Origin of the sequence: Plastoroseomonas arctica, from assembly GCF_018128965.1 — a bacterium.
Taxonomy (GTDB): Bacteria; Pseudomonadota; Alphaproteobacteria; order Acetobacterales; family Acetobacteraceae; genus Plastoroseomonas; species Plastoroseomonas arctica.
Genome location: NZ_JAAEDH010000030.1, coordinates 16,544 through 33,875, shown reverse-complemented (window position 1 = coordinate 33,875; position 17,332 = coordinate 16,544). Strand labels below are relative to the sequence as shown.

General features: G+C 70.1%; 16 protein-coding genes, 2 tRNA genes and 1 pseudogene. 8 read left to right on the top strand and 11 right to left on the bottom strand.

Annotation, left to right across the window (positions count from 1 at the left end; translation table 11 throughout):
• A pseudogene (locus GXW79_RS19805) lies at positions 1-1,130 on the bottom strand (hypothetical protein); the annotation flags it as partial.
• A 71-nt stretch (positions 1,131-1,201) separates the two neighbouring features.
• Here GXW79_RS19805 and GXW79_RS19800 point away from each other — a divergent pair.
• From GXW79_RS19800 to GXW79_RS19790, 3 genes are read left to right on the top strand one after another with little or no spacing between them, the layout of a single operon-like run.
• Positions 1,202-4,135 carry a bifunctional [glutamine synthetase] adenylyltransferase/[glutamine synthetase]-adenylyl-L-tyrosine phosphorylase gene (locus tag GXW79_RS19800; protein WP_211876178.1) on the top strand — a complete coding sequence of 978 codons (2,934 nt, stop codon included), beginning with the start codon at positions 1,202-1,204 and terminating at the stop codon, positions 4,133-4,135.
• Positions 4,132-4,599, top strand: a complete 468-nt coding sequence (bcp, locus tag GXW79_RS19795; protein ID WP_211876177.1) for a thioredoxin-dependent thiol peroxidase — start codon at positions 4,132-4,134, stop codon at positions 4,597-4,599. The genes GXW79_RS19800 and bcp overlap by 4 nt, the downstream gene beginning before the upstream one ends.
• Before the next feature lie 49 nt (positions 4,600-4,648).
• Complete coding sequence (locus GXW79_RS19790) at positions 4,649-5,617, top strand: Bug family tripartite tricarboxylate transporter substrate binding protein (RefSeq protein WP_211876176.1); 969 nt, start codon at positions 4,649-4,651, stop codon at positions 5,615-5,617.
• Here GXW79_RS19790 and GXW79_RS19785 read toward each other — a convergent pair.
• A complete protein-coding gene (locus GXW79_RS19785; protein ID WP_211876175.1) occupies positions 5,614-6,102 on the bottom strand; it encodes a hypothetical protein in 489 nt (162 codons plus the stop codon). The genes GXW79_RS19790 and GXW79_RS19785 overlap by 4 nt on opposite strands.
• Positions 6,103-6,177: 75 nt before the next feature.
• On the opposite strand from GXW79_RS19785, the gene GXW79_RS19780 reads away from it, so the two are divergent.
• Complete coding sequence (locus GXW79_RS19780) at positions 6,178-7,146, top strand: Bug family tripartite tricarboxylate transporter substrate binding protein (protein ID WP_211876174.1); 969 nt, start codon at positions 6,178-6,180, stop codon at positions 7,144-7,146.
• An 88-nt stretch (positions 7,147-7,234) separates the two neighbouring features.
• Here the strand turns inward: GXW79_RS19780 and GXW79_RS19775 are convergent, their stop codons facing one another.
• The 3 genes from GXW79_RS19775 to GXW79_RS19765 form a co-directional block, all read right to left on the bottom strand.
• Positions 7,235-7,924 (bottom strand): glycosyltransferase family A protein, encoded by a 690-nt coding sequence (locus GXW79_RS19775; RefSeq protein WP_211876173.1) that lies wholly within the window; start codon positions 7,922-7,924, stop codon positions 7,235-7,237.
• A 9-nt stretch (positions 7,925-7,933) separates the two neighbouring features.
• On the bottom strand, positions 7,934-8,737 hold the full coding sequence (locus tag GXW79_RS19770) for a class I SAM-dependent methyltransferase (RefSeq protein ID WP_211876172.1): 804 nt from the start codon (positions 8,735-8,737) through the stop codon (positions 7,934-7,936).
• 75 nt (positions 8,738-8,812) lie between these two features.
• Entirely contained in the window at positions 8,813-9,784 is a 972-nt protein-coding gene (locus GXW79_RS19765; protein WP_211876171.1) for a Bug family tripartite tricarboxylate transporter substrate binding protein, read from the bottom strand.
• 204 nt (positions 9,785-9,988) lie between these two features.
• Between GXW79_RS19765 and GXW79_RS19760 the strand changes: the two genes are divergently transcribed.
• The 4 genes from GXW79_RS19760 to GXW79_RS19745 all read left to right on the top strand — a co-directional run bounded on the left by GXW79_RS19760 (position 9,989) and on the right by GXW79_RS19745 (position 14,805).
• A complete protein-coding gene (locus GXW79_RS19760) occupies positions 9,989-11,575 on the top strand; it encodes an ABC transporter substrate-binding protein (RefSeq protein WP_211876170.1) in 1,587 nt (528 codons plus the stop codon).
• A gap of 56 nt (positions 11,576-11,631) precedes the next feature.
• The gene (locus GXW79_RS19755) at positions 11,632-12,963 is read left to right on the top strand and encodes an MmgE/PrpD family protein (protein WP_211876169.1); all 1,332 of its coding nucleotides are present in this window, start codon (positions 11,632-11,634) and stop codon (positions 12,961-12,963) included.
• 34 nt (positions 12,964-12,997) lie between these two features.
• A complete protein-coding gene (locus GXW79_RS19750) occupies positions 12,998-13,960 on the top strand; it encodes a Bug family tripartite tricarboxylate transporter substrate binding protein (protein ID WP_211876168.1) in 963 nt (320 codons plus the stop codon).
• A 95-nt stretch (positions 13,961-14,055) separates the two neighbouring features.
• Positions 14,056-14,805, top strand: a complete 750-nt coding sequence (locus GXW79_RS19745) for an SDR family oxidoreductase (RefSeq protein WP_211876167.1) — start codon at positions 14,056-14,058, stop codon at positions 14,803-14,805.
• On the opposite strand, the gene GXW79_RS19740 is transcribed toward GXW79_RS19745, so the two are convergent.
• From GXW79_RS19740 to GXW79_RS19715, 6 genes are all read right to left on the bottom strand, one after another.
• Positions 14,802-15,455 (bottom strand): hypothetical protein, encoded by a 654-nt coding sequence (locus tag GXW79_RS19740; protein ID WP_211876166.1) that lies wholly within the window; start codon positions 15,453-15,455, stop codon positions 14,802-14,804. The genes GXW79_RS19745 and GXW79_RS19740 overlap by 4 nt on opposite strands.
• An 85-nt stretch (positions 15,456-15,540) precedes the next feature.
• Positions 15,541-15,617: transfer RNA gene (locus GXW79_RS19735), tRNA-Pro, on the bottom strand.
• A 37-nt stretch (positions 15,618-15,654) separates the two neighbouring features.
• On the bottom strand, positions 15,655-16,080 hold the full coding sequence (locus GXW79_RS19730; RefSeq protein ID WP_211876165.1) for a MerR family transcriptional regulator: 426 nt from the start codon (positions 16,078-16,080) through the stop codon (positions 15,655-15,657).
• On the bottom strand, positions 16,077-16,391 hold the full coding sequence (locus tag GXW79_RS19725; RefSeq protein ID WP_211876164.1) for an integration host factor subunit alpha: 315 nt from the start codon (positions 16,389-16,391) through the stop codon (positions 16,077-16,079). The genes GXW79_RS19730 and GXW79_RS19725 overlap by 4 nt, the downstream gene beginning before the upstream one ends.
• A 110-nt stretch (positions 16,392-16,501) precedes the next feature.
• A complete protein-coding gene (locus tag GXW79_RS19720) occupies positions 16,502-16,843 on the bottom strand; it encodes a hypothetical protein (RefSeq protein WP_211876163.1) in 342 nt (113 codons plus the stop codon).
• A 168-nt stretch (positions 16,844-17,011) separates the two neighbouring features.
• Positions 17,012-17,086: transfer RNA gene (locus tag GXW79_RS19715), tRNA-Thr, on the bottom strand.
• Positions 17,087-17,332 lie beyond the last annotated feature (246 nt).

The following is a 17,332-nucleotide window of genomic DNA, read 5'->3' as shown; positions in this document are numbered from 1 at the left end:
GTACCGTTGCGCGTGGCGGGTGCCGCGGGCTCAGGCGCCGCCGGTGCCGGCGGGCCGGCCAGGGTGATGCGCATCGGGCCCAGCGTCGCGGCGTCGCCCTCGATCCGCGCCTCGCCCTCGATGCCGGCGATCGCGACGCGGCCATCGGTGAGGCCCAGGCTGCCCGGCCCGGCGCGCAGCCCGGCCTCGACCAGCAGCGGGCGGCCGTCGGTGTCGAACACCGCCTCCGCCTCCACCGCGACCGAGGCGTCGAGGAACGCCAGCGGCTGCAGCAGCGGCACCGCGCGGCCGAGAGCGGCCGGCTGCACCGAGGGCAGCGCGATGCCGATGCCGATGCGCGCCGGGAACCCCTCGATCGCCAGCATGACGTTGACCGGCACGTCCTGGCCTTCGAGGCGCAGCACCGCCTGCCCGCGGCCGCCGATCCCCCCCCCGGCGCCGCGGTCCAGCCGCACCTCCAGCCGGTCCAGGCTCCAGGCGCGGCGCAGCTGGCGGTCCACCACCTGCACCCGGCCGCCGGTCAGCGTGAGGGCGCGCATCGCGCTCACCATCGAATCCTCGCTCGCCGGCAGCATCAGCTCGGCGAAGGTGCGCGCCGCGGCACCCGGGTCGGGGTCGGTCTCGGCCACCGCATCGGCGTCGTCGGCCTCGCCGAGGTCGAGCGCCCAGGTGCCGTCGGCCCGGCGCGAGATGCGCAGCTGCGGGCCGCGCAGCTCGATGGTGCGCGGCGCGAACTGGCCCCGCACGAGTGTGGCAAACGAGAAGGTCACTGCCGTCTCGGGCAGCTCCACGCGCATCGCACCGTCGGGCGAGCGTGCCCGGATGTCGCGCAGCACGATCTGAAAGGGCGAGGCGTGGCCGTCCCGCCAGCCGGCCCAGGCGATGGTGGCCTGACCGACTTCGACGCGTTGCGGCGCATCGGGCTTGTTCATCGCCGCCTCGATGCGGCTCGCGAGCATAGGCAGCTCGAGCGGGCCCTGGGAGAGCCGCCAGGCGAGTCCCGCGAAGGCCGCGCCGAGCACGACGGTGAGCGAGAACAACGCGCCCAGGACGCGGCGCAGCCAGCGGCCACGGCGGTTGAGGCGCTGGGCGGGACGCGGGGAAGTGGCTTGACCCGCGGGGGCGCTCACGCCTTCCCTCCTTGCCAATGACCCAGGCGCTGAACCAGGCAATGGCCGCACCGGACCCGCGGCAGGATGGCATGCCCCGGCCGCATGACCGCGACGCGGCGGAACGGTTGAAGAACGACTTCGCAGGCCTCGGCGCCGCGGAGCGTGGCTTCGTGGCCTCCGATGCGGGGGCTTCGCTGCTCACCGCGCTCGGCGGCCACAGCCCCTACCTGACCGACCTCGCGCTGCGCTTCCCCGCCGCGCTGCTGCGGATGGCCGAGCGCGGACCCGATGATGCGATGACCCTCGCGCTCGACCCGCTCTCGCGCGCCGAGCCGGCGACGCCGCGCGCCGCCATCGGCGGGCTGCTGCGGCGCGTGAAGGGGCAGGTCGCTTTGATCGCCGCGGCGGCCGACATCGCCGGGCTGTGGACGCTGGACAAGGTGACCGGCGCGCTCTCCACCCTGGCGGAATCGGCACTCGACCTCGCACTCGCGCAGCTGCTGCGAGAGGCGGCCGCGCGCGGCGACCTGCGCCTGCCCGGCCGCGCAAGGCGCGACCCCAAGGCGGTGGCGCGCGGCTCGGGCATCGCGATCCTGGGGATGGGCAAGCTCGGCGCGCGTGAGCTGAACTATTCTTCGGATATCGACCTCATGGTTCTGTTCGACCCGGAGGTCGCAGCCTATCAGCCGGAACGCGCGAGCGCGGTCTATGTTCGGATCGCACGCGACCTCGTGACCCTCATGGAGGAACGCACCGCGGAAGGCTACGTGTTTCGCACCGACCTGCGACTGCGCCCCGACCCGGCGGCGACACCGCTCGCGGTCTCGATCCCGGCGGCGATCGGCTACTACGGCTCGATGGGCCAGAACTGGGAACGCGCGGCGATGATCAAGGCGCGCACGGTCGCCGGCGACCGCCCCTTGGGCGAGGGATTCCTGCGCGAGATCCGCCCCTTCATCTGGCGTCGGCACCTCGATTTCGCCGCCGTCGCGGATGTCCATGCGATGAAGCGGCAGATCCACGCGCACAAGGGTGCCTCGGGTGCCAACGCGACGGTGCAGGTCGCAGGCCACGACGTGAAGCTCGGCCGGGGCGGGATCCGCGAGATCGAGTTCACCGTCCAGGTGCTGCAGCTGATCTGGGGCGGGCGCGACCCTGGCCTGCGCGACCCGACGACGCTGGGCGGGCTCGCGGCGCTGGCGACCGCCGGGCGGATCGAGCGCCGCGCGGCGGCCGACCTCGCCGATGCCTATGTCTTCCTACGCCATGTCGAGCACCGCCTGCAGATGGTCGCCGACCGCCAGACCCACCGGCTGCCCGAGGATGCCGAGGGGCTGGCCCGCATCGCGAGTTTCCTCGGCTATGCGGACGCGGCGGCCTTTTCCGCGGCGTTCATCGGCCATCTCACCCGCGTCGAGCGGCATTATGGCGGCTTCTTCGAAAGCGCACCCACGCTCGCCGAGGATGAGCGCGGCAACCTGGTCTTCACCGGGATCGAGGACGACCCGGCCACGATCGCGACGCTGGGCGCGATGGGCTTCCGCAACCCCTCGGGCGTGGCGGCGATGGTGCGCGGCTGGCATCACGGCCGCACCCGGGCGACGCGCAGCGAACGCGCGCGCGAATTGCTCACCGCACTGATGCCGGCGCTGCTGGCCGCGCTCGCGCGACAGCGCGAGCCCGACACCGCCCTGCAGCGCTTCGATGCCGTGCTCACCCGCCTGCCCGCCGGGGTTCAGGTGCTGAGCCTGCTCGCGCGCAACACCCCGCTGCTCGACCGGCTGGCGGGCATTCTCGGTGCCGCGCCGCAGCTGGCGGACCACCTTGCCCGCAACACCGCCGCGCTGGAGGGGCTGCTCTCCGGCTCGCCGGGGTCGCTGACGCCGGCAAGCTGCGTCGGGTCCCTGCCCGCCCTGGTCAAGGATGCCCGCCATGTCGAGGAAGCCATGGCGGCGGCGCGACGCCTGGTGCTCGAGCGCAACTTCGAAATCGACGCGGCGGCCCTCGAAGGGCTGATCGATCCCGACGTGGCGGGCGAGGCGCGCTCGGACCTGGCGGCGGCGGCGGTGGCTTCGCTGCTGCCCCATGTGGTGGACGACTTCGCCGAGCGGCATGGCCGTGTGAAGGGCGGTGCACTCGCGATCGTCGCCCTCGGCAAGCTCGGCGGGCGCGAGATGCTGCCGGCGAGCGACCTCGACCTGGTGCTGATCTACGACCACGACGCGGCCGCGGAGGCGAGCCATGGCGGGCCGCGGTCGCTGCCGGTCACGCAGTACTACGCGCGGCTCGCGAACCAGGTGGTCGCCGCGATCACCTCGCCGGGGCCGGAGGGGAAGCTGTGGGATGTGGATATGCGGCTGCGGCCCTCGGGGTCGAAGGGACCGGTCGCCGTCTCCTTCGCGGCCTTCACGCGCTATCATAACGAGAGTGCCTGGACGTGGGAGCGCATGGCGCTGACCCGGGCGCGGGTGGTGGCCGGACCGCCGGGTCTCGCGCGGCGGATCAATGCCACCATCCGCGCGGCGCTGATGCGCCAGGGCGTCGCCGCCATCGCGCTGGCCGATGCGGCGGCGATGCGCGCCCGGCTCGCGCGCGACCGGCCACCCGAGGGACCGTGGGACGTGAAGCTGATCTCCGGCGGGCTGATCGAGGTGGAGTTCATCGCGCAGAGCCTGCAGCTCGCGCATGCGCATCGCCTGCCCGGGGTGCTCGCGACCCAGACGCGGGCGGCGCTGGCGGCACTGGCGAAGCATCGCGTGCTGGATGCGGCCGAGGCGCGGGCGCTGATCGGGGCGGAGAAGCTGTGGCGCACGGTGATCGGCCTGCTGCGCCTGACCATCGGCCACACCCGCGAAGCGGCGCTGCCCGACACCGTCGCGCATGCCCTGCTGCACGTGACCGGCCCGATGCTGGCCAGCCCGGCGGTTGACCTCGCTGGCCTGAGGCAGCAGATGCTGGAGCAGGCGGGGGCGGTGCGCGACATCTTCGTCCGGCGCATCGGCAACATGGGGGATGGGGCATGACGGAGCTGGTCGAGAGCGCGCAGGCGCCGGATTTCACCATGGCGGCGAGCGGTGGGCGCGAGGTCTCCTCCGCCGCGCTCAAGGGCAAGCCCTACCTGCTGTATTTCTACCCCAAGGCGGACACGCCCGGCTGCACGAAGCAGGCCTGCGGCATCCAGGAAGCGCTGCCGCAGCTGGGCAAGCTGAACCTCACCGTGATTGGCGTCTCGCCTGACCCGATGCCGCCGATCGAGAAATTCGCGAAGAAGTTCAACCTGGAATTCCCGCTCGCCTCCGACCCGGAGCACAAGCTCGCCGAGAGCTACGGCGTGTGGGTCGAGAAATCCATGTACGGCAAGAAGTACATGGGCATGGAACGGTCGAGCTTCCTGGTCGGCGCCGACGGCACCATCAAGGCGATCTGGCGCAAGGTGAAGCCCGAGGCGCATGCGGCCGCGGTGCTGGAGGCGGCCAAGGCGCTCTGACTGGCATGGCACGTGCAACGCCCGGGGTGACCTGAGGGGAGACACCTCCATGCCAAGCCGCCGCGCCCTGCTCGCCAGCCTTGGGATGATGCCGGCCGCGGCGCGGGCGCAGCCCACACCCTGGCCGATCCGGCCCGTGCGGGTGATCATTCCATTCGCGCCGGGCGGCTCATCCGACATCGCGGCGCGGCTGATGGCGCCGCGGGTGGCGGCGCTGCTGGGCCAGAACCTGGTGATCGAGAATCGCGGCGGCGGTGGCGGCAACATCGCCGGCGAGGCGGTGCTGCGCGCGGGTGCCGATGGCTACACGCTGCTGCAGGGCAACATGGGACTGATGGCGGTGAACCCGTCGTTGTTCCCGGTAATGCCCTTCGACCCGCTGGCAGATTTCGCGCCGGTTTCGCACATCGTCTCGGTCGCCAACATGCTGGTGGTGCCGGTCGGCCGACCCTGGACCGACCTCGCCGGGCTGCTCGGCGCCTTGCGGGCACAGCCGGAAACGCTGCGCGCCGGCACCTCGGGAAATGGCAGCATCGGGCACCTGGCGCAGCTGCTGCTTGACCAGATGGCCGGCACGCGCAGCGTCTCGGTGCCCTATCGCGGCGGCGGGCCGATGGTGAACGACCTCCTGGCCGGGCATCTCGACTACGGCTTCGCGACGCTGCCCACCATTCTGGGCGGCATCGAGGGTGGGCTGCTGCGCCCCATCGCGATCGGCACCGCGACACGCAGCCCGCTGTTCCCCCAGGTGCCGACCGTCGCGGAGGCCGGGCTGCCCGGCTTCGAGGTGGCGAACTGGGACAGCTGGCTGTTCCCCGGCGGCACGCCGCGCCCGATTGTGGAGCGCATGGCCGCGGTGCTGCGCGAGGTGCTGGCCGAGCCCGCCATCATCGCCGAATTCGCTCGGCGAGGGCTCGAGGCGCAGTCGAGCTCACCCGAGGTGCTGCACGCCGCCATCCGCACGGAGACGCTGCGCTGGGGACCGCTGGTGCGTGCGAGCGGGGCCACGCCAGGCTAATCCTCCGCCGCTGGAAGCAGCGTCGCGAAGATGTGCTCGGCGCGCTTGAACGCGACCTCGGCGCGGCGCCGTTCCGCCGGGTCGGTGTGACGATCGGGGTGGTGGTGCCGTCGGAAGGCGCGGCGGGCTTCGTGGATGAACCACTCCGGCGCGTTGGCGGTGAGGAAGACACGTCCATGCGAACTGACTAGGGGTGGCGCGGTGCGCTCCAGCTCCTCGATTCGCAGGTCGGCTTCGGCGAGGTTGCGGCGGAGCAGGTCGATTTCGAGCAATGCGGCGCGCAATTCATGCCCGGCAGTGCGCGCGGGCGCATCGAGCGCGAGGCGCCGCTCGATCCGCCGCGCGAGCAGCAGGGCGCGCGAACCGGGACGATGCCCGAGCTCCGCCTGGATGCGCGCGAGGACGGCCGGGTTGCGTGCGTGCTGCTCCGCATGCTCGGCGAGTTGCTCCAGCGGCCAGTCGAAAAGCGGGCGGGGAACGTCCATGTCGCCGCCAGCTTCGCATGGGGGGCTTAACGGAGGGTTTTCCGGCGTGCCACAAGGGCGGACGGAGGACAGAACATGATCGATGCAGTTGGCCGGCGCGCCGCCCTGGCCCTGGCGGCGGCCCCGCTGGCGCGCCCCGCACTCGCGCAGGGCGCCTGGCCGAGCCGGCCGATCCGGCTGATCGTGCCGTTCCCGCCCGGCGGGTCGAACGACGTGGTGGCGCGCCCGCTCGCGGATCGCCTGCAGCCCCTGCTGGGCCAGCCGGTGGTGATCGAGAATCGCGGCGGCGCGGGCGGCGCGATCGGGGCGGCGGCGGTCTCGCAGGCGGCGCCCGATGGCTACACGCTGATGGTCACCTCCTCCTCCTTCGCGACCTCCTCGATCATCCAGCGCACGCCCTACAAGATGCCGGAGGATTTCACCCCGGTGGCGGTGCTGGCCAAGGCGCCGTTCTTCATCCTGGTCTCGCCGGATTTTCCGGCCCGCGACGTGGCGGGACTGATCGCCGCGGCGCGGGCGAACCCCGGCGGGATCGACTATGCGAGCTCCGGACCGGGGGGGATCAACCACTTCATCACCGAGTATTTCTGCCTGCGCGCGGGGATCCGGATGAACCACGTGCCGTATCGCGGCACGGCGCAGGCGGTGACGGACCTGGTGGCGGGGCATGTCCAGGTGCTGATCACGACGGTGGCCAGTGCCAACGCGGTGGCGCGCGAGGGCCGCGTTCGCGTGCTGGCCTACACCGCGCCGGGGCGGAACGAGCAGTCGCCGGCCGCACCCTTGGTGCGGGAGATGGGGCTGGATTACGAGGTCGATATCTGGTGGGGGCTGTTCGGGCCGAAGGGCCTGCCGGAGCCGATCGTGACGCGGCTGAATGCGGCAGCGAACGCGGCCGTGATGGAGGGTGGCGTGGCGCGGATATTCGAGGCGGAGGGTGCCAGGCCGGCGCCCGGGACGCCGGGGGATTTCTCGGCATTGCTGGATGTGGAGATGGCGCGGTGGCGCGATGTGGCGCGGGCGGCGGATATTCGGGTGGAGTGAAGGGGGCGATGGGAACGGCATAGCGATGCCGCGTTCGTTTCCGAAAGAAGAGCTCGCCGGCAATGGGCGCCAGGCCAGGTCTCGCTCCTCAGCCGGCGTTTCGGTCCCATTGTGGATGGCTGATCCAACTGAAGGGTCGGTCGCCGACCAGTTCCACGCGCAGTCCGGCCGACTGCACCTTGAGGCTCACGCCGACCTCTGACCCGATGCACTGCATCTTGGTCATCCCGATCGGAAAGCCGCCGATTTTTTCGAGAACGCTGCGGCGCGCGCCCCATATCAGGGATTGGAGGTGTCGGCTGGAACTCCCCATCTCGATCCCGAGTGCCAGGACTTCGGAATGAACTCTCCGCCAAACGGATTTGCTGATGCGGCTGGGGAGATTTAAGAATTGTTCCCAGGACATGTCTGCATTGATGGACTCGCCGATCAACCCAATCGAAGTATCCGAAAGTCTTTCGAGATACGCGGCCAACCAGCCAACCCGTAAAATCCGGCACTCTTCCTGCAGAAATATGAAGTTGTCGTAGTTGAAGGCGGCGCGCCAGCCATGATCCCAGGCACCGATGTTCATGCCGGTGTTTTCGCGGTACAGGATGGAAACCGGACGACGCAGTCCCGGTAGTTCAAGAATTTTACGCTGCGCGAAATTCACCACGACGAAACAATGTGCATGCCCTGTTTCGAAATCGTCTTGTATCTGAGCTATCAGGCTTTCCAGACAAAGCGTCGAATACAGATTGTAGTGGCTGATGATGATTGCCGTCTTTGCCGCCATAACGCGTCCTCAGTGAACCTTGCCAGGCATGGCGGCTGGCTCGGCCTTGACCAATGCGTTGCCCTCAGCATTGCGTCTAAGAGCCGCGATGAGAGCGTTTTTTTCGTTGGTGATCTGCTGCAACGCGATCCGGTCGCCGGCATACTGAAAAAACTGCCGGACGCGCGCTGCCCTGGCTGCATCCTTTTGGGCTTCGAACAGCGACGCCAAGGCAGCCTGGTCGGGGCCGACACCCAATACCCCAAGCCCGTAGGCATGATCGAACCGGAAGAAGGGATGGTCCACTGCGAGCCTTTCCCAAAGCAGATGCACACCAAAGCCCCCGCTTTTCACAGCGATATCGTGGAAAATGACGACGCCCCGTTCGGACAGCTTGGGCTTCCAGGTCTCGAAGTCATGCGTAACGGCTTCGAGGGTGTGCAGCCCATCAATGTGCAGCAAGTCCACCGAGCCATCCGGCACGTTATCCAGCGCATCGTCGAACGTGCATCGCATCAGCTTCGCGAAGGGCCAGCCGGAGGAATCGAAGAAGGCTCTCACATCCTCGAAGACCTTCGAATCGTAGCGACCCGCGTGGATGTCGCCTTCCCATGTGTCCACCGCGATGCAATCGCCCGCGAGGCCTCCCTCATGGAAGGCTTGGCAGAATGCGGCGAAGCTTGCGGCGTTATGGGCGCCGAGTTCCACAATCCTGCTGGGCCGCAGCTTGGACACGACATAGAAGGCAAAAGGTATGTGCCCAAGCCAGGCGCTGGGAACAACACGCCTGGGCTGCCGAAGCGCGGCGGCGATCAAATCTTCAAAGAATTCCAACCGCGTCACCCTTCCCCTCGGCGCGCGGTGGATAGCGGAGTGCAGTCAGTCAGCATAGATCCGTAACGAGGGCCCTCACTCCAGCGTCACCCCCGCCGCCCGGATCACCGGCCGCCACCGCTCGTACTCCGCCCGGACGAAGGCATCCGTATCCCCCGGGCCCATCCAGATCGGCTCAGAGGCCAGCGCCGTCAGCCGCTCCTTCACCGCGGGCAGCGCCAGCACCTCCCGCGTCGCTGTCGCCATCCGCTCGATCACCGGCTGCGGCGTCCCGCGCGGCGCGAACAGCCCGGTCCAGGACCGCACCGCATAGCCAGGCAGCCCCTGCTCGGCGACCGTGGGGATGTCCGGGCGGAAGCTGAGGCGCTGCTCCGTCGCCACGCCGATGATCCGCACCCGCCCATCGGAGGCCGGCCCCACCAGGGTGGGCAGGTTCATCACGGCGAAGGGCACCGTCCCGGACACCAGGTCGGTCACGGCCGGCCCGCCGCCACGATAAGGCACATGCGTCAGCTCGGTGTTCGTCATCATCCGGAACAGCTCGCCGCCCAGGTGATTGGAACTGCCGGTGCCCGAACTCGCGAAGGACAACCCGCCGCGCGTCGCGCGGATCTTCGCCAGCAGCTCGGGGATGGTGGTGATGCCGGTGGCGGGGTTCACCGCGAAGGCGTTCGGCACGTCGACCAGCATCGCGATCGCCGGCAGCGCCTCGCGCGGGTCGTAGCCGAGCTCGGTCGAGAGCAGCGCGTGGAAGACATGGTTGGACGCCGAGGAGATCAGCAGCGTGTGCCCATCTGGCCGGGCACGCGCGACGATGCCCATCCCGATGGACCCGCCGCCGCCGGCCCGGTTCTCGACCACGAATTGCTGGCCGAAGCGCTCGCTCAGATGCGGCGCCATCAGCCGCGCGACCACGTCGTTCGAGCCGCCCGGGGCCCAGGGCACCACCATCGTCACCGGCCGGTTGGGCCAGGGCGCCTGGGCCAGCGCGGGCAGGGCCAGCGCCGAGGCGATGGTCGCGGTCAGGAGGGTTCGGCGGTCGGTCATTATGCGGCTCCGGTCCATCGGTCCCCTCTATACTGGTATCGCGCAGCCTTAAATCCCTCAGGCGGAACATCGCGCAACCGTGCCGACCCCATGGGCCGGTTGCGCCGCAACGGCTAAAGCGACGCTTGCGCCGTCGCCCGCGGCGCTGCTTGGATGGCGCCCGAGGAAAAGCCCGGCACCGGCCCATCGCATGGAGGGCTGCGCATGAGCTTGCAACGACGTGGATTGATGGCGGGTGCCGCCTCGCTCGCCCTGGCACGGCCCGCGCTCGCGCAGCCGGCCTCTGCGCGGGTGCTGAAATACGTGCCCCAGACCGACCTCACCGTGATCGACCCGGTGATGACGACGGCCTACATCACGCGCCACCATTCGCTGATGGTCTACGACCAGCTCTACGGGATGGATTCCCGCCTCCAGCCGCAGCCGCAGATGGTCGAGGGCCACACGCTCGAGAATGACGGGCTGCTGTGGAAGTTCCGCCTGCGCGAGGGCTTGGCCTTCCATGATGGCGAGCCGGTGCGCGGCGTGGACTGCATCGCCTCGATCCGCCGTTGGGCGAGCCGGGATGCGCTCGGCCAGGTGCTGATGAGCCGGGTCGCGGAAATGGCGCCCGATGGCGACCGCGGTTTTGCCATTCGGCTGCGGCAGCGCTTCGGGCCGATGCTTGAGACGCTGGCCAAGATCGGGCCCTCCGCGCTGTTCATCATGCCGGCGCGGATTGCCGCCGCGGAGGGGACGCGGGCCATCACGGAGACCGTGGGCAGCGGCCCGTTCAAGTTCGTCCCCGGCGAGCGCGTGGTCGGCGCGAAGGTCGTCTACGAGCGCAACGCGGCCTACCGCCCGCGCGAAAGCGGCGAGCCTGATTGGGCGGCGGGACCCAAGCGGGTCTTCTTCGACCGCGTCGAATGGCATGTGATGCCGGACCCCGGCACCGCGGCCTCCGCCCTGATGAACGGCGAGATGGATTGGTGGGAGAACCCGCCCAACGACCTGGTCCCGCTACTGCGCCGCTCCCGCGACGTGGTGGTGGAACGCGCGAGCCCGCTCGGCACCTTCGGCACCGGGGTGTTCAACTGCCTCCACCCGCCCTTCGACAAGCCCGCGGTGCGCCGTGCGGTGCTGCGCGCGATGAGCCAGCAGGATTTCATGACCGCGGCCGCCGGTGCCGATCCCTCGCTGTGGCGCACCGGGGTGGGCGTCTTCACGCCCGAGACGCCGCTCGCGACCCAGGCCGGGATCGAGGCGATCACCGCGCCGCGCGACCTCGCACGCTCCCGCGCCGAGCTGCGCGCGGCGGGGTACAATGGCGAGACCATCGTGATGATGGCGCCATCCGACCAGCAGGTGCTCTCCGCGCTTGGCGAGGTCGGTCGCGACCTGTTCGTGCGCCTGGGGATGAACGTCGACTACGTGGTCAGCGACTGGGGCACGCTGGTGCAACGCCGCGCCAAGAAGGACCCGCCGGCGCAGGGCGGGTGGAACTTCTTCCACACCACCTGGAACGGGCTCGACGGCATCAACCCGGGGATCATGCAGTTCCTGCGCGCGAACGGGGATGGTGCCTGGTTCGGCTGGCCGACGGTTCCGGCGCTGGAGGCCGCGCGCCTCGCCTGGTTCGACGCGCCGCACATGGAGGCGCAGCGGGAGAACGCCGAGACCATCCAGCGCATCGTGTTCGAGGAGGCGCCCTACCTTCCGAGCGGGCAGTTCTTCTCCACCTCCGCCTGGCGGCGCGGCCTCACCGGCGTGGTCCCGGCGATCTATGCCTTCTGGGGCATCCGGCGGGGGTAGGCGCGGCCCCTCCCACGGCATGCTAAGGCCGAGACTCGACAAGGGGAGAGCGCGGCATGGCGCAGGCATCGGCGAGCGAAACGCTCGGGCAATTCGTGGCGACGTCCGAATGGGGCGCGGTGCCCGATGCGGTGCGCGAGGCCGGGCTGCGCTCCATCCTCAACCATCTGGGCTGTGCGCTCGGCGTCGCGCGCGATCCGGCGGTGGTGACCGCGCTCGCGGTGATGCGCGGCTTTGCCGGCGCGCCGGTCGCGACGGTGGTGGGCCAGGGCGTGCGGCTGGACGCGATGACCGCCGCCTTCGTCAACGCCGTGGGGTCGAACCTGCTCGACTATGACGACACGCACCTGGACACCGTGATCCATCCGGCCGCGCCGATCGCGCCGCCGCTGCTGGCGCTCGCCGAGCAACGGGGCCTGCCGGGTGCCGCGGTGATCCACGCCTTCCTGCTCGGCGGCGAGGTGGCCTGCCGGATCGGCAATGCGGTCTCGCCCGGCCACTACGCGCGGGGCTGGCACATCACGGCAAGCTGCGGCGTGTTCGGCGCGGCGGCGGGGGCGGCCAGGCTGCTGGGCCTGGATGCCGCGCGCACGGCCAACGCCATCGGGATCGCGGCGAGCCTGTCGGGCAGCATCATCGAGAACCTGCCGACGGCGGCCAAGAACGTCGGCGTCGGCAACGCGGCGCGGCATGGATTGCAGGCGGCGCTGTTCGCGGAAGCGGGGTGGGAGGCCGCGCCGGCCGCGATCGAGGGCAGGCTCGGCTGGGCGCAGGCAACGGGCGGGGCGGCGGACATGGCGGTGCTGCTCGACGGGCTGGGAACGCGATGGGAGATCGCGCGCAACACCTTCAAGCCCTATCCGGCCGGTATTGTGTTCCATGCGGTGATCGAGGCGTGCCTCGGCCTGCGCGAGACCATCGCCGGTGCGGACATCGCGCGCGTCGAGGTCGTCGGCGACGCGCTGCTGATCGCGCGCGGGGATCGCGTGGTGCGCAACGCGCGCGATGCACGGGTCAGCATTCATCACTGCGCGGCGCTCGGCTTCGTGCGTGGGCGCGCGGGCGTGCCGGATTTCGAACAGGATGCGGTGGATGACGCGGCACTCGCGGCCTTCCGCGCCAAGGTGGTGGCGGTGGAGGATGCGGCGCTGCCGCGCGGTGCTTCGCGGGTGAGGGTGTGGCTCGGCGATGGCGAGCGCTTCGAGGCGCGGGTCGATGAGCCCGAGGGCAGCGAGGCGCGGCCGATGAGCGATGCCGCGCTGGACGCGAAGTTCCTCGACAATGCGGCGCTGGGCGGGTTCGCCGCGCGCGGTCCGGCGATGCTCGCCGCGGTGCGCGGCCTGGCGCAGGTGCGCGACGTCGCAGAGGTCATGGCGCTGCTGGCGTGAGGCGGGCATGATCGCCAAAACGGGGAGGCACGGCATGCAACGTCGCGACATGCTCATCGGGGCCGCGGTGCTCGGCACGCCCGCCTTGGCGCGGGCGCAGGCGGGTTGGCCGACCCGGTCCATCCGGATGATCATTCCGTTCCCGCCCGGCGGCACCACGGATATCCTGGGCCGGCTGATCGCGCCGCCGCTCTCGGCCGCGTTGGGCCAGCAGGTGGTGGTCGAGAACCGCAGCGGCGGGGCCGGTGCCGCGGGCGTGGTCGAGACGCTGCGCGCGCCTCCCGATGGGCACACCATCTGCATCACCATCAGCACTTTGATCACCGCGACGCTGTTGACGCGGCAACCCTACCACCCGGTCAATGACGTGAGCCCGATCCTGCATCTGGCCGATGTCGCGAACATCCTGGTGGTGAACAAGGCGCTGCCGATCGCGTCCGTGGCCGAGCTGATCGCCTATGCGCGGGCCAATCCCGGGCGGCTCGCCTATGGGTCGGCGGGGATCGGCACGTCGCAGCATTTCGCCGCCGAGCTGTTCCAGCAGGCGGCGGGGGTGAGTTTCGTCCACGTGCCGTATCGCGGCGGCGGCCCGGCGTTGCTGGACCTGGTCGGCGGCCAGGTGCAGCTGATGTTCGGCAATGCGAGTTCCACGCTGCCCTTCGTGCGCTCCGACCAGGTGCGCGGGTTGGCGGTGACGGCGGCCGCGCGCCAATCGTACGCGCCGGAGCTGCCAACGATCGCCGAGGCGGCGATCCCTGGCTATGGCGTGGTGGAGTGGTACGCCGTGGTCGGCCCGGCCGGGATTCCGGCACCGGTGACGGAGCGATTGAACCGCGAAATCCTGGCGATCGTCGGCACGCCGGAGGCGCGGGCGCGGATTTTGGATCTGGGTGCCGAGGTGGTGGGCGGCACGTCCGCGGAGTTCGGCGCGTTCTTGCGCGACGATCTGGTGCGGATGGAGGCTCTGGTGCGTCGGGCGGGGATCCGCTCGGAGTAGCTGGCGCTTCGTGGCGTGCCGGGTACCAATAGCCAAAAATAAAAGAATGGGGTCCGGGGAAATTCCTTTCCCCGGAAAGGCGTAGGGAACTGGTCATGGATTTGCATCTCACAGGCAAGGTTGCCGTCGTCTCCGGCGCAAGCAAGGGCATCGGCCGTGCCATCGCGGAGCGCCTGGTGTCGGAGGGCATGCAGGTGCTGGGCGTCGCGCGCGGCGGCTGCGATGCGCCGGGCGTGCTGGGCCATGCGTGCGACCTGCGCGACCCGGCGGCTCCTGCGGCTGCGGTGGCGGCGGCGGTGGCGGCGTTCGGCGGTGTGGACCTGCTGGTGAATTGCTCGGGTGCGACGCAGCGGGGCGATTTCCTGGCGCTCGACGACGACGCCTGGGCTGACAGTTATGCGGGGAAGTTCTTCGCCGCGGTGCGGCTGACGCGTGCCGCCTGGCCTCATCTCGTCGTACGCCAGGGCAGCGTGGTGCATATCGCGGGCGCGGGCGGGAAGATCGCGAGTGCGGATTTCACCATCGGCGGTTCGGTGAATGCGGCGTTGATGAACTTCACCAAAGCGCTGGCGGATCGCGGCGTGAAGGATGGGGTTCGGGTGAACTGCATCAATCCGGGGAGCATCCGGACCGTGCGGCTCGAGCAGCGGATTGCAGTGGTGATGGCCGAGCAGGGCGTGGATGAGGCGGCCGCGGCGGCGGCGCTGGCCCGCGCCACGGGCGTGGCGCGGTTCGGCGAGGTGGGCGAGATCGCCGGGGTGGTCGCATTCCTGGCGAGTGCCGAGGCCGGCTATATTCAGGGGGCGATTCTGGATGTGGATGGCGGATGGATACGCGCCGTCTAGTCGACCGCGAAGCAGTACAGCAGCCCAGCCCCGCCGGTGCTGACCAGGTTCGCCTGGGTGCAGCCGCGCGAGGGGTGCGAGGTGGTCCAGGAGCGCGAGGCGGCGTCGTCGCGCAGCCCGATCCGGTCGGCGTGGCCGACCATCGCCGCGCCGTCGGTGCCCGAGTGGGTCCAGTTGCGGCAGGTCATGTCTTCGGTGCCCGTGTAGGCGGTGCCGTCGGGCTGCGAGCCGGTGACGATGTCATGCGTGTTGGGCGTGTCGCCGCGGCCGTTGACGATGGCGCCGCGCTCGGTCAGGGCCGTCGCCTTGGTGAGGTTGTTCTCGCCGTGCAAGGTGGCGAGGTTGTCGGCGATCACCACGCCCATGACGTTGCGCCAGGGGCCGGCGCCGATGCGGTCCCGCGCGTTGATCGCCGCCGCGCCTTGCGTGCTGAGATAGGCGTGCCAGCGGCGCTGCCCGGCGCCGGCGGCCTGGGCGAGCGTCTGGCAATGCGCGTCGGCACCGGCGATGCCACCGAGATCGGCGCCGCGGCCGATGGGCGTGCTGGTGACGAAGAATGTCATCTGCGCCGGCTGAGCCGCTGGCGCCTGGGCGTCGGCGGCGAGTGCCAGGGGAACCAGGGCCAGGGCGAGCAGGATGGGGTTGCGCATGGGCGTTCTCCTCGGGGGCGGCCCTCGGGCGGGGCGATTGGGGTGGGAGAACAGCACGCCGCGGGGTGGCGGGCGATGGTTTTCATGGTCGGAGTGGCGGGATTTGAACCCACGACCCCTTGTCCCCCAGACAAGTGCGCTACCAGGCTGCGCTACACTCCGACGTGCGGCGCGGATTAACACCGCGCGCGCGGGAAGGCTAGCCCTTCGCCAGCGCGCGCAGCGCCTGCGCGATGGCGTCGAGCTCCGCCAGCGCATCGCGCAGCGGCGCGTCGTCCAGCTCCTCGACCGGCGGCGGGTCGCCCAAGGGGAGTTCGCCGGCATGGCCCTCCTCCTCCTCGGAAAAGGCGCCGTCCTTGAGCAGGCGCTGGACACCCTTGATGGTGTAGCCCTGCGTGTAGAGCAGGTCCGAGACGCGCTTGAGGAGCGCAATATCTTCAGGGCGATAATAACGCCGGCCGCCACCGCGCTTGAGCGGCTTGAGCTGGGAGAACTTCGTCTCCCAGAAGCGTAGGACGTGCTGGGGGATCTGCAGGTCCTCGCTGACCTCCGAGATGGTGCGGAAGGCGGTGGGGGCCTTGCGGGTGCGCTTCTGCGGGTCTTCGGTGAGGGTCTCGTCGCTCACGCGGCGTCATCCTCGGCCGGGGGTGCCTCGCCGTTGATGCGGGCCTTGAGCACCTGGGACGGGCGGAAGGCGAGGACTTTTCGAGGCAGAATAGGCACTTCGATGCCGGTCTTGGGGTTGCGCCCCACCCGCTTGCCCTTCTGGCGGACGATGAATGTGCCGAAGGCGGAGATCTTCACGGGGTTGCCCGATTCGAGGGCGGCGGACATGCGCTCGAGCACCGTCTCGAGCAAGGCGGCCGATTCGTTTCGGGACAGGCCGACATTGGCGTAGATCGCCTCCGCCAGGTGCGCGCGCGTCAAGGTCTCCATCGGCGGTGACACTATCCCCTGGAAGGTATTGGAGGGGTTATGAAAACCGGTTCGCCAGGGCGGGTCAAGGAAAGGCTTTGAGGATGGGCGGACGCGCCGCCGGTCCCTGATCAGTAGCGGCGATAGGCGGGGCGTCCGTAGTAGCGGCCCCGGTTGTAGGGACGGCCCCTGCGGTAGCCGCGGTCGCTGGACCCGACGATGGCGGCGCCTGCGGCAAGCCCGACGATGCCCGCGGCCAGGGCGGTGCCGACATTGGCCTCCTGCTGCGCCTGGTTGCGCTCGGCCGAGGCGGCCTGCTGCAGGTAGGCGGCGTCGTTGCAGGCCTGCTGGTATCCTTGCTGGCAGGCAATGCTGGCGTTGGTCGCCTGCTGCTCGACGGGGCCGGGGGCGACGACGCAGCCGGCCAGACCGAGGATCGCGAACAGTGTTGCAAGGCGGGATGGGCGGGACATGGGCACTCCTCTCACTGCGGGCCCTAGCGCCCACTCTCTGGAGCATCTTGAATTCTGCCAGCGTAACTTTCTAGCCGGTAATCTGCCGCCGGCCATCACATGCCGCGTGATTGGCCCGATCGAGGATCGTGGGTGTCCGTTATCGCGAAGAAGATCCTGGATCAGAAATGGTGCTGCCAGAGAGGATTGAACTCTCGACCTCTCCCTTACCAAGGGAGTGCTCTACCACTGAGCTACGGCAGCATCCGGCGCGGAAGCCATCGCCATGCGCGGGGGCTGATTAGCCGCATCCACCCCGGGACCGCAACCCCCGGTTCCACCCTCTTGCCGCCCCCCCCATACACCGCCACACCTTGCCGCATGGTGAAGCCCCCTTCCCCCAACCGCACCGAAGCCGAACGGGTCGCTCGCGAAGCCGCCGCGCTCCGCGAAAACCTCCGCAAGCGCAAGGCCCAGGCCCGCGCGCGCGACGCCCAGGACGCATCCCAC

Bases quoted from the DNA above. Each gene is read 5' to 3' on its own strand.
- GXW79_RS19750 (WP_211876168.1), top strand. From the start codon at position 12,998: ATGCAACGTCGCGACATGCTCATCGGGGCCGCGGTGCTCGGCACGCCC.
- GXW79_RS19800 (WP_211876178.1), top strand. From the start codon at position 1,202: ATGCCCCGGCCGCATGACCGCGACGCGGCGGAACGGTTGAAGAACGAC.
- GXW79_RS19790 (WP_211876176.1), top strand. From the start codon at position 4,649: ATGCCAAGCCGCCGCGCCCTGCTCGCCAGCCTTGGGATGATGCCGGCC.
- GXW79_RS19745 (WP_211876167.1), top strand. From the start codon at position 14,056: ATGGATTTGCATCTCACAGGCAAGGTTGCCGTCGTCTCCGGCGCAAGC.
- bcp (WP_211876177.1), top strand. From the start codon at position 4,132: ATGACGGAGCTGGTCGAGAGCGCGCAGGCGCCGGATTTCACCATGGCG.
- GXW79_RS19740 (WP_211876166.1), bottom strand. From the start codon at position 15,455: ATGCGCAACCCCATCCTGCTCGCCCTGGCCCTGGTTCCCCTGGCACTC.
- GXW79_RS19780 (WP_211876174.1), top strand. From the start codon at position 6,178: ATGATCGATGCAGTTGGCCGGCGCGCCGCCCTGGCCCTGGCGGCGGCC.
- GXW79_RS19720 (WP_211876163.1), bottom strand. From the start codon at position 16,843: ATGTCCCGCCCATCCCGCCTTGCAACACTGTTCGCGATCCTCGGTCTG.
- GXW79_RS19760 (WP_211876170.1), top strand. From the start codon at position 9,989: ATGAGCTTGCAACGACGTGGATTGATGGCGGGTGCCGCCTCGCTCGCC.
- GXW79_RS19725 (WP_211876164.1), bottom strand. From the start codon at position 16,391: ATGGAGACCTTGACGCGCGCGCACCTGGCGGAGGCGATCTACGCCAAT.
- GXW79_RS19785 (WP_211876175.1), bottom strand. From the start codon at position 6,102: ATGGACGTTCCCCGCCCGCTTTTCGACTGGCCGCTGGAGCAACTCGCC.
- GXW79_RS19775 (WP_211876173.1), bottom strand. From the start codon at position 7,924: ATGGCGGCAAAGACGGCAATCATCATCAGCCACTACAATCTGTATTCG.
- GXW79_RS19755 (WP_211876169.1), top strand. From the start codon at position 11,632: ATGGCGCAGGCATCGGCGAGCGAAACGCTCGGGCAATTCGTGGCGACG.
- GXW79_RS19765 (WP_211876171.1), bottom strand. From the start codon at position 9,784: ATGACCGACCGCCGAACCCTCCTGACCGCGACCATCGCCTCGGCGCTG.